This is a genomic window from Gimesia chilikensis (genome assembly GCF_007744075.1).
Taxonomy (GTDB): Bacteria; Planctomycetota; Planctomycetia; order Planctomycetales; family Planctomycetaceae; genus Gimesia; species Gimesia chilikensis_A.
Map to the genome: position 1 here is coordinate 7131854 of NZ_CP036266.1, position 10324 is coordinate 7142177.

Below are 10324 nucleotides of genomic sequence, written 5' to 3' on the forward strand. Positions count from 1 at the left end.
GAGAATCAGATGAATTTCGATGACCTGATGTTACGCGATCAGACACGACGTCACTTTTTCGAGAATTGCGCGATGGGAGCCGGGGCCATCGGTCTGGCTTCACTGATGCAGTCGGAACAACGCGCACAGGCCGGCACAGGCAAGTTGCATGGTACCCATCATCCGCCCAAAGCCAAGAATGTGATTTACATGTTTATGGCGGGTGGCCCCAGTCAGCTGGAGATGTTTGATTTCAAACCGAAGCTGCAGGAACTGGAAGGCAAGGTCATCCCCGAATCGTACGTGGAGGGCAAACAGTTTGCGTTTCTGAAAAAAGACGCCAAGCTGCTGGGCACGCGACGAAAATTCAAGAAGCATGGCGAATCGGGCATGGAACTCTCGGAAGTTGTTCCACATCTGGCTGAGGTCGCGGACGACATCACCATTTTGAAGAGTATGAAGACAGACGTCTTTAACCACGGCCCGGCTAAACTCTTCATGAATACCGGGACACAACAGTTTGGTCGTCCCAGCATGGGTGCCTGGGTAACTTACGGCATTGGCAGCGAGTCACAGAATCTGCCCGGGTTCGTCGTGCTGCAATCCGGACCGCGGGGACCACGGGGTGGAGCGCCGCTGTGGGGCAGTGGTTTTCTGCCGACCACGTACCAGGGAGTCCCCTTTCTGAACGGAGCGGATCCGATATTGAATCTCTCCAGCCCGTCCGGGATCAACTCGGTGAGACAATCGGAATTCATTGATACGGTGAATCAATTGAACTCGCTTCGCCTGGAGAAGACGCGCGATCCGGAAATCGCCACCCGTATCTCTGCGTATGAAATGGCTTACCGCATGCAGTCCAGCGCCCCTGAATTGATGGATCTCTCGGGCGAGACGAAAGAGACACTCGATCTGTACGGCGTCGATCCCGCGAAACCTTCATATGCCCGTAACTGTCTGCTGGCCCGGCGGTTAGTGGAAAAAGGCTGTCGCTTCGTGCAACTCTATCATACAGACTGGGATCATCACGGAAACAAAGGAACGGATCTGGGAGAATCGCTGGATGCCCGCTGTCTGGAGACCGATCAGGCATCGGCTGCACTTGTGAAGGACCTTAAACAACGGGGACTGCTGGATGACACGCTGGTCATCTGGGGGGGTGAATTTGGGCGGACTCCACAAGGTGAGCCCCGTGATCTGATTGGTCGCGATCATCATATCGATGCGTTTTCCATCTGGGTCGCCGGAGGTGGATCTAAGCCGGGTGTCACAATAGGAGAGACAGACGAGCTAGGCTACTATTCTGTCGAAGACACGATTCATGTACGCGACTTCCATGCGACGGTGCTACACCTTCTCGGCATCGATCACCATGAGCTTTCCTATTTTTACCAGGGTCTCGATTTCCGTTTAACGGGCGTGGAAGAAGCGCATGTGGTTGAGAAAATGCTGGCCTGAAACAGGGCTGTCGGCCCGGTCTGAAAAAAACTTGAGCGAAATATGAAGAAATCCTCTGGACAGATTTTTGAGTTTCCATTATCACTCGCCTCTCTCTCATCCATCTCAAAAACTTAATAGTTCACATCACACTAAATCTGTCGTTCTGACACTTAAAACCAACCCTAACCCCAACGAATGCGGAGGCATGGATGCCACCGGAGTCTAAGACCGGTCTATCCGGAGCGATAATGCGCAATTCGGGTCTGATCTTCCCACTAGTCATAGTGAGTTCAGTCCTGGTGATCATTGCGCCTCTGCCTCCGATGATGATGGACCTGCTCTTGTCATGCAATATCACTGTTTCCGTAGTGATTTTGATGACCACGATTTACGTCACACGCCCGCTGGAATTCAGCGTGTTCCCGGCGATCCTGCTGGGTACCACACTGGCGCGGCTGGTGTTGAACGTAGCGACCACCCGTCTGATCTTAACCCGCGGAGCCGATGATGGTACCGCAGCGGCAGGCGGCGTGATTGAAGCCTTTGGTCAGTTCGTGGCAGGCGGTCATCTGGTTGTGGGTCTGATTATCTTCGTGATCCTGGTCACGATTCAGTTTATGGTGATTACCAAGGGTGCGACACGTATCAGTGAAGTGGCCGCCCGGTTCTCACTCGACAGTATGCCGGGTAAGCAGATGGCCATTGATGCCGACCTGAATGCCGGGTTGATCTCCTCAGAAGAAGCGAAAACCCGTCGCCAGGAAATCACCGAACAGGCTGACTTCTACGGTTCAATGGACGGTGCCAGTAAGTTTGTCCGTGGGGACTCGATTGCCAGTATCATCATCACGCTGATCAACGTTGTCGGCGGTCTGTATGTAGGTATGGTAGACCACGGCATGGAGCTGTCGAAAGCAGCACTCGTGTTTACCACCCTGACGATCGGCGATGGTCTGGTGACTCAGGTGCCGGGCTTTTTGATCTCACTCGCCGCTGGTTTGATCGTTACCCGAACTTCAGTCGACAGTAACCTCCCCCGGGACGTCGTTAAACAGTTTTCCGGACATCCGGAAGCCCTGTTCCTCGCTTCAACCTTCCTGTTCGCTCTGGCGTTCACAGGACTGCCCGCCGGCCCGATGCTGGCTCTGGCCATCGGTTGTGCGGTTACGGGGATGTTGCGACGCAAAGGGCAGCAGGCCACCGAAGTACAAAAACAGAAAGCGGAAACACAACAGCAGGAACAGCAACAACAGCCTGCCGAACCCAAACCGGAAGATCACCTGTTTGTCGATCCTCTCGAACTGGAACTGGGTGTCGGACTGTTGAGACTGGCCGACCCGGCAACCGGCGGCGATCTGCTGGATCGTGTGACCCGCATCCGACACAAAATTGCCCAGGAACTGGGAATCATTCTTCCCAAGGTTCGGATTCGCGACAACATTCGCCTGGGACAACGCGATTACCAGATCAAGATTCGCGACGTTGCAGTGGCCTGGGGTACGATCTATCCCGATGGTCTCCTGGCGATCGATACGGGAGCCACAAACGGCGATATCCCGGGGATCGACACCATCGAGCCGGCCTTCGGACGTCCCGCCAAGTGGATTGAACTGGGACAGAAAGAACGTGCTGAGCTGATGGGCTTTAATGTCGTCGAACCCTCGGCCGTTGCGATTACTCACCTGACCGAAGTCGTCCGCGAACACAGCAGTGAACTGCTCACCCGGGAACAGGTTCACGGACTGGTTGAAAACCTGAAGGAATCGTCTCCCAAAGTTGTGGAAGAACTGATTCCCGACGTCCTCAAGATTTCTCAAGTCCAGCATGTACTTTCCAATCTGCTCCGCGAACGGGTACCGATTCGCGACCTGGAAACCATCCTGCAGACGCTGGGCGACTATGCAGACCGAACTAAAGAGCCGATGTTGCTCACCGAATATGTGCGGAATGGACTGGCCCGTTCCATCTGCCAGCAGTACCGCGACAGCAATCGCCTGCTGCGGGTCGTGACGCTCGATCCGGAACTGGAAGATGTGCTGATGTCGGGCATTGATTACAACGAGCATGGACTGGCAATCAAGCTGGCACCGCGGACGGGTGAGATCATTACCCAGGCGATTGCCGACCAGGTAGAACCTCTGGTTGCCATGGGCGGACACCCGATCGTGCTCTGTAATCCCCAGATCCGCGCCGGCCTGAAACAGATTACATCGCCGTTATTACCACGACTGGTCGTGTTAAGTCTGAATGAGATTACCCGCGACACGGATGTGGAAGCGATCGGACAGGTATCAGCAGACCGTCTGAAATCGAATGCGGTTGTGGGGGCAGCATAGAGATAAATACTATCAACGTCAGTCATACACAACACTTAATTGAAACAAATACGATCCACTGAGATCAAACGTAAATAACCAAACAGGAACTGAAAACCATGTCAGATGTTCGCACTTTTAAAGCCGCCTCAATGCAGGAAGCATTGAAACTGGTTCGCGAAGCAATGGGCAGCGATGCTGTGATCCTGCAGACAAAACAGGTGCCGGGCCGCAGAGGACTCCTGCCCTGGACCCGCACCAGAGAAGAATTTGAAATCACGGCAGGTCTGGGTATCAAAGTCCGCACACCTGCCGCCGTGCAGAATAACAGACGCCCCACCAGTTCCCCGTTACAACATCGTGCTTCCAATCTCCAACCGGCGGGCGCCCGCAATGAATCCGTTACTTACGCTGAACCACCGTCGCGTGAGTTACCCTCCGAACATCGCTCCGCACCGATCCAACGGACACCTGCTCCAGAAAGACGAGCAGAAGAAGACAACAGACCGCCGGTTCACAATCGTCTCGAACAGCGTCTGCAGGATTCCCGTCCCCGACCGAGTCATGCATCGCAGCCGGCCTACGATCCCACTGAGGAATTTGCAGAAAAGCTGAATGCCATCCAGGAAATGCTGGAATCACTGGATCGCCGCACCCGCTCACAACGTGTTACCGATGTTCCCCCGGAACTGTTTCACATTTATACGGATCTGATTGACGCTGAAGTAGACGAAACCATTGCTCACGATCTCGTCAGCCGTCTCAAAGAGCATGCGACTCCCGAACAACTCAAAGACACCCAGGCCAGTCAGTCCCTGTTAGCGGCACTGATTGAAGCGCAACTGGAATGTGCTTCCCCGATTCGTCCGCTGCCTGGTCAACGCAAAGTGGTGGCCCTGGTCGGTCCCACCGGCGTCGGTAAAACAACAACGATCGCCAAGCTGGCTGCGAACTTCCGTCTGCGTGATAACATTAAAATGGGCCTGATCACTGTCGACACCTACCGTATTGCCGCTGTCGAACAGTTGCGAACCTATGCGGAAATCATCGACCTGCCCATGAAAGTCGTAAGCACGCCACGGGAAATGCAGATGGCACTCGACGAGATGGTCGGACTGGACCTGGTCCTGATCGACACCGCGGGTCGCAGCCCGAGCGATGATCTGAAAATTCAGGAACTGGAAAGCCTGTTCCGCGATATTGCAATCGATGAAATCGCCCTGGTGATGAGCATGACTTCCAGTGTCCGCACTCTCGAAGCGATTGCCGAACGATTCAAAGTAGCTCGTCCAACGTCAATGATATTGACCAAACTGGACGAAGCCCCCGTCATGGGCAGTCTGCTGACTCTGAGTCAGAAAGTAAAACTGCCGATCCAGTATCTGACTACGGGACAGGATGTCCCCGACGATATTGAACCGGCGAATGCTGCCCGGATTTCACGCCTGGTTCTGGGCGAAGACAAACTGCAATAATCTCACATCACCTCACTCACTTCCTTACCTGTCATTTCAATCACTTTAAAATAACCCTGTTTTGAAGGTCAACCGATGGCTCCCGCTGTCAATGATTTCAATTTCGATCACGCCGATCTGCATACCGAAGAGTCTGCAGAACCGCAGTCCCTGTCTACCAGTTCGTCTCACGGCGATCAGGCGAAGGTACTGCGTGGACTGATGGAGCAGCGTCAGCCGGGTGTGATAGAAAAATCGAAATCGACACGCTGTCGCACCCTGGCGGTCTGCAGTGGTAAAGGGGGTGTGGGGAAATCGGTGATCTCACTGAACCTGGCACTGGCCCTGGCCAAAACCGGCGCTTCGGTCTGCCTGATGGACATCAACCTGGCGTTAGGTAACATCGACTTACTCTGTCGACTGAACGGTTACTGGAATCTTTCGCATGTGGTAAGTGGTGCCCGATCACTTAAGGAAATTCAACTGGAAGGACCGCTGGGCATCAACGTGATTACCGGCGCCAGCGGCCTGACTGATCTCGCGGACTGTTCAGAAGCAGTTCGCCGCGATGTACTGGGTCAGATGCAGGAACTGGAAGCGACGCATGATTATCTGATTCTGGATAACGGTACCGGCATCCATCGCAGTATCCGCCAGTTCGTCACATCTGCAGACGATGTATTGATCGTGACGACTCCCGAACCAACGGCGATCGCGGATGCTTATGCGACGATCAAGTCCCTCTCAACAATTCAATCACTGGAAATCCAGACCCTGGTCAATCAATGCACTTCTCTCGACCAGGGCGATAAGGTATTTCAGCAACTTCAAAAAACTACCGAACTGTTTTTGCACACCGGTCTGAGTCAGGCAGGGCAGATCCCCCACGATCTGCAGGTCGTTCAATCGGTTTACGATCGGGATCCGCTGGTGCTCAGTCATCCGCAGAGCCCGGCTGCCGAGGCGATCTTCCGCCTGGCCCGGCATGTGATCGATGTGCGTAAAACAAAGGAACAAAACAAACAAGAGTCTTACTTTCCGCGACTTTGGCAGCGTCTGCTGGGCGAAGCCGCATAAACTTGAAAATCAGGATGGAAACACCGGGAACATACTCTCTCATCTCTCTCATTCCCGTTCTTTCCTGGCCTTCACGTCACGTCTAACTTGTAAACCCCTGACAATTGATTCCATTCGCGTGCGTGCAGACGCTGGTCTGTTACTGCGCTATCCAACCAGTTTTCAAGCCCAAACTTAGGGCCTGAACTCAGTGATCGCGTTACGCACCGGGAACGGTCTGAAATGTTAGGTTTTAACGATTAATCAAATTGTAGGAGAAAGGTTAAATTTTCTAAGGCAGGACACCGATATTAAAAGACAGAGGTGTGAAGTTCTCTCCTGAAAGTGAAGAGAGTTTCATCCCGACGTTTTTCGAACTCTATCCGGGAATATTCTGTGGCCCTGCATTATGCATTTCGATTATCGCTGATCGCTTTTGCGACTGAATCAGTACGAGGAATCTTTTCTCATACTGATTTCCTTGGAGCGACCCAATCCGCACTCATAGCTGCAGTCATATTTTTTGGTCTTGGCCTGGTGTTCGGAGAAGTTGCCTCCCGTCTGGTTGAAGAATCAGTACGGGCGAGTTTTGAAAAATGGAAAACAAATCTTGAATAAGAATAAAAAGTAACCGCAGTCATTCATTTTATATCGTGCCTATTTGAAACGACTGTAAGTTGATCACGGAGGAGTAAATGGCCATCAAAGCCAGTGAAGAAATCGCAGAGATCTGGAAGGAATTCAAGCAGGATCAATCCAACCAGACACTCCGCAATAAATTGATTGAGCAATATGTTCCCCTGGTTCGTTATAATGCAGAACGAGTCTGGGCGAAGCTCCCTGAAGGGGTCGATTTAAACGACTTGATCTCAGCTGGTGTATTCGGGTTAATGGATGCCATCAATGCATTCGATCTGGAACGGGGCGTTAAGTTTGAAACTTACTGCGTTCCCCGTATCCGTGGCGCCATGCTGGACGAACTGCGTACCATGGACTGGGTTCCCCGTCTGGTGCGGAGTAAGGCCAGTAAGCTGGAAGCCGCCCGCAAGGCAGCCGAAGCAGAACATGGTCGCCCGCCGGCGGACGAGGAAATTGCCCGGAAGATGCAGTTGTCTCGCAAAGAGTTCGAAAAACTCAAAAGCGAAGCCAACGCTGTCGGCCTGGTCAGCCTCAATAAAAAGTGGTATGAAACCGATAGCTACAAAGATGTACGGGAAGTGGATATTCTCGAGGATGCCAAGGGAGAAGATCCCACAAAGAGCATCCAGAAGCGGGATCTGATGCGACTGGTCACCAAGGGCCTGAACCGCAACGAACGCCTGATTATCATCCTGTATTACTACGAAGAACTGACCATGAAAGAAATCGGCAGCACCCTGGGTCTGTCCGAGTCGCGTGTCAGTCAGATGCATTCCAGCATTGTCAACCGCCTGAAAGAACAACTGGGCCGTCGACGACCCGAATTTGCATAATACATTTGTCTTACTCCTCTAAGACACAAAAGGCCTCCAGCGGTATGGAGGCCTTTTTTTACGTCTGGACGTTAACGGACAATTTGTAAATTCCTGCGAGTTCTCGCGCGGTATACTCGAAATTGGTGCGCGATTCGATTTAGAATAGGCCCACAGGGAACATAAGTTCCGGCTCGTCGATTTACGACCACTTGGGATTCCACTTACTTCAGACAGATAATCGGGGTGACAGGTCATTCATGGAAGTTTCTCAGATTGAAGATTACTATCAGCGCTCACTGACAGAGGTGGGAAAAGTTCTCATGGGTCAGGAAGATCTGGTAGAAGGGGTGCTAATCGCCCTGTTCTGCGAGGGAAATGTGCTGATCGAAGGGGTTCCCGGCCTGGGTAAGACCTTGCTGGTCAATACCCTCAGCCACGTCCTCTCCAGCAGGTTCCGGCGAATTCAGTTCACCCCCGACCTGATGCCCTCCGACATCACCGGGCATACCGTGTATGACATGCACGAAAAGGTTTTCACGTTCAATGAAGGCCCCCTGTTCACCAACCTGCTGCTCGCGGATGAAGTCAACCGCGCCCCGGCGAAAACACAGTCGGCACTGCTGGAAGCGATGCAGGAACGCCAGGTTTCGGTGGATGGTAAAACCTATCCGCTGGAGCGTCCGTTCCTGACGATTGCCACCCAGAACCCGCTGGAGCAGGAAGGAACCTATCCGCTGCCCGAGGCGCAGCTGGACCGGTTCATGTTCAAACTGCTGGTCGACTATCCGACACAGGACCAGGAAAACGCGATCCTCGATCTGTACGCGGCCGGTAAAGACAATCGCGATCTGGGCACCTTCGGTATCGAGCCGGTTCTGAATACGGAAACCATTCTGGAGATTCAGAGACGGGCCACTGAAATCATCGTGGAGCCCTCGATCATCAATTACATCACTTCGATTGTCTCCCGCACCCGAGGCTGGCACACCATTGAAGTTGGTGCGAGTCCACGTGCCAGTGTGAACCTGTTGATCGGTTCGCGGGTGATGGCCGCCTGCCAGGGCCGCGACTTTGTTGTTCCCGATGATGTGAAGGAACTGGCCCTGCCCGTGCTGCGGCATCGTATCCGTCTGCATCCGGAAGCCGAGATTGAAGGCGTGAATGTCGACGACGTGATTCGAGAAATCCTGGAAAGTGTTGAGGCGCCCCGCCAATGATGCCCCGTCTCTCCCTGCTGTTTCTGTTCGCCGCCTCGATGGTTCCCTTTGCGCTGGGAACGGTCTGGCCCGAAGCGGGACAGCTGGGAATTCTGGTCTGCCTGGGTGTGTTTCTGCTGTCGCTGGTCGATCTGGTGGTTACCCCTTCGCTGCTGGCGATTGAAGTCAATCGGGATGTGAATGAAGTCCTGAGCGTCGGTACCCCGAACAGCGTCAAACTCTGGTTTACCAACCGTGGTTCGGTGCCTCTCAAGATTCACGTGCATGACGAACCGCCGATGCCATGCAGCTATACTGACTTGCCTTTCGACATTGAACTGTTTCCGAACAAGCACCAGTACAGCATTTATCATGTCGAACCACATCACCGGGGCAAAAACCGGTTCCGCCGCGTCTTTCTGCAGATGAAAAGCCGACTCGGCCTGTGGACGGTTTACGATGAGCGGGACATTCATCAGGTGGTCCGCATCTATCCGGATATTAAAGCAGTACATGGCGTAGAACTGATGGCCCGCCGGAACCGCCTGGCAGAAACCGGCATTAAGATGTCCCGTCTGCGGGGACGCGGGACTGAGTTCGATCGCCTGCGCGAGTATCGTCGTGGCGATGAATTTCGCAGCATTGACTGGAAAGCGACCTCCCGGCACCAGGAACTGATCAGTCGCGAATACGTGGTGGAGAAGAATCAGAATATCATCTTTCTGCTCGACTGCGGTCGTTCGATGTGTAACGCCGACGAAGGCGTGACTCATTTTGACCGGGCATTGAACGCGGCGATCCTGCTCAGTTATGTGGCACTCCGGCAGGGAGACACAGTCTCGCTGATGGCCTGTTCGAACAAGGTCGAGCGTTGGGTTCCCCCGGTGCGCGGCGCCGGTTCGATCCAGAAACTGATCCGCCAGGTCTATGATCTGGATCCGGTCTACGAGGCCTCAGACTACCGACTGATGTCGGAACAGCTCCAGCTGCGCTACCGTAAACGTTCGCTGGTCGTTGTACTCACACACGCGCTGGACGAAGTGCATCTCTCGCATTTGAGCGATGCCCTGCGGATGATGCGCTGGCCCCATCTGGTACTCTCTGCGTTCCTGCGAAACGTTCCCCTGCAGGAGCGGATGAACGCGATCCCGGAAACAGACCGCGAAGCCTTCCAGATCGCCGCAGCCGCAGACATCGTGGCCACCCAGACCACACAGATCGCCGCGCTACAGAAATCAGGTCTGCTGATTCTGGACACGCTGCCGGAGAATCTGTCGGTCAATCTCATCAGCCGCTACCTGGACATCAAAGCCCGGCAACTGCTGTGATAGCAGAGTAGAGATTCTCCCGTTTGCTTCCTGCTGCGCACAGGTTTATAGTTGTATCCATGCGTGCAAACCCCAATCAGCACTCTTACTGAACCTGTCAGC

8 protein-coding genes are annotated in these 10324 nt (G+C 53.7%); all 8 read left to right on the forward strand.

Going from position 1 to position 10324, the window contains the following annotated elements; translation table 11 throughout:
* The first annotated feature begins 9 nt into the window (after positions 1-9).
* The 8 genes from HG66A1_RS26850 to HG66A1_RS26885 all read left to right on the forward strand — a co-directional run bounded on the left by HG66A1_RS26850 (position 10) and on the right by HG66A1_RS26885 (position 10222).
* Positions 10-1437 (forward strand): DUF1501 domain-containing protein, encoded by a 1428-nt coding sequence (locus HG66A1_RS26850; RefSeq protein WP_145191547.1) that lies wholly within the window; start codon positions 10-12, stop codon positions 1435-1437.
* Between the two features lie 230 nt (positions 1438-1667).
* Positions 1668-3755 carry a flagellar biosynthesis protein FlhA gene (gene flhA, locus HG66A1_RS26855; protein WP_145191550.1) on the forward strand — a complete coding sequence of 696 codons (2088 nt, stop codon included), beginning with the start codon at positions 1668-1670 and terminating at the stop codon, positions 3753-3755.
* Between the two features lie 98 nt (positions 3756-3853).
* Positions 3854-5209, forward strand: coding sequence for a flagellar biosynthesis protein FlhF (flhF, locus tag HG66A1_RS26860; protein WP_145191553.1), 1356 nt, complete (start codon positions 3854-3856; stop codon positions 5207-5209).
* A 75-nt stretch (positions 5210-5284) separates the two neighbouring features.
* A complete protein-coding gene (locus HG66A1_RS26865) occupies positions 5285-6265 on the forward strand; it encodes a P-loop NTPase (RefSeq protein ID WP_145191556.1) in 981 nt (326 codons plus the stop codon).
* Positions 6266-6640: 375 nt separating this feature from the next.
* Positions 6641-6862, forward strand: coding sequence for a hypothetical protein (locus HG66A1_RS26870; protein ID WP_145191559.1), 222 nt, complete (start codon positions 6641-6643; stop codon positions 6860-6862).
* A 77-nt stretch (positions 6863-6939) separates the two neighbouring features.
* Positions 6940-7716, forward strand: coding sequence for a FliA/WhiG family RNA polymerase sigma factor (locus HG66A1_RS26875; protein ID WP_145044282.1), 777 nt, complete (start codon positions 6940-6942; stop codon positions 7714-7716).
* A 239-nt stretch (positions 7717-7955) separates the two neighbouring features.
* On the forward strand, positions 7956-8915 hold the full coding sequence (locus tag HG66A1_RS26880; RefSeq protein ID WP_145191562.1) for an AAA family ATPase: 960 nt from the start codon (positions 7956-7958) through the stop codon (positions 8913-8915).
* On the forward strand, positions 8912-10222 hold the full coding sequence (locus HG66A1_RS26885) for a DUF58 domain-containing protein (protein ID WP_145191565.1): 1311 nt from the start codon (positions 8912-8914) through the stop codon (positions 10220-10222). Before HG66A1_RS26880 ends, HG66A1_RS26885 begins: the two co-directional genes overlap by 4 nt.
* Positions 10223-10324: the final 102 nt, after the last annotated feature.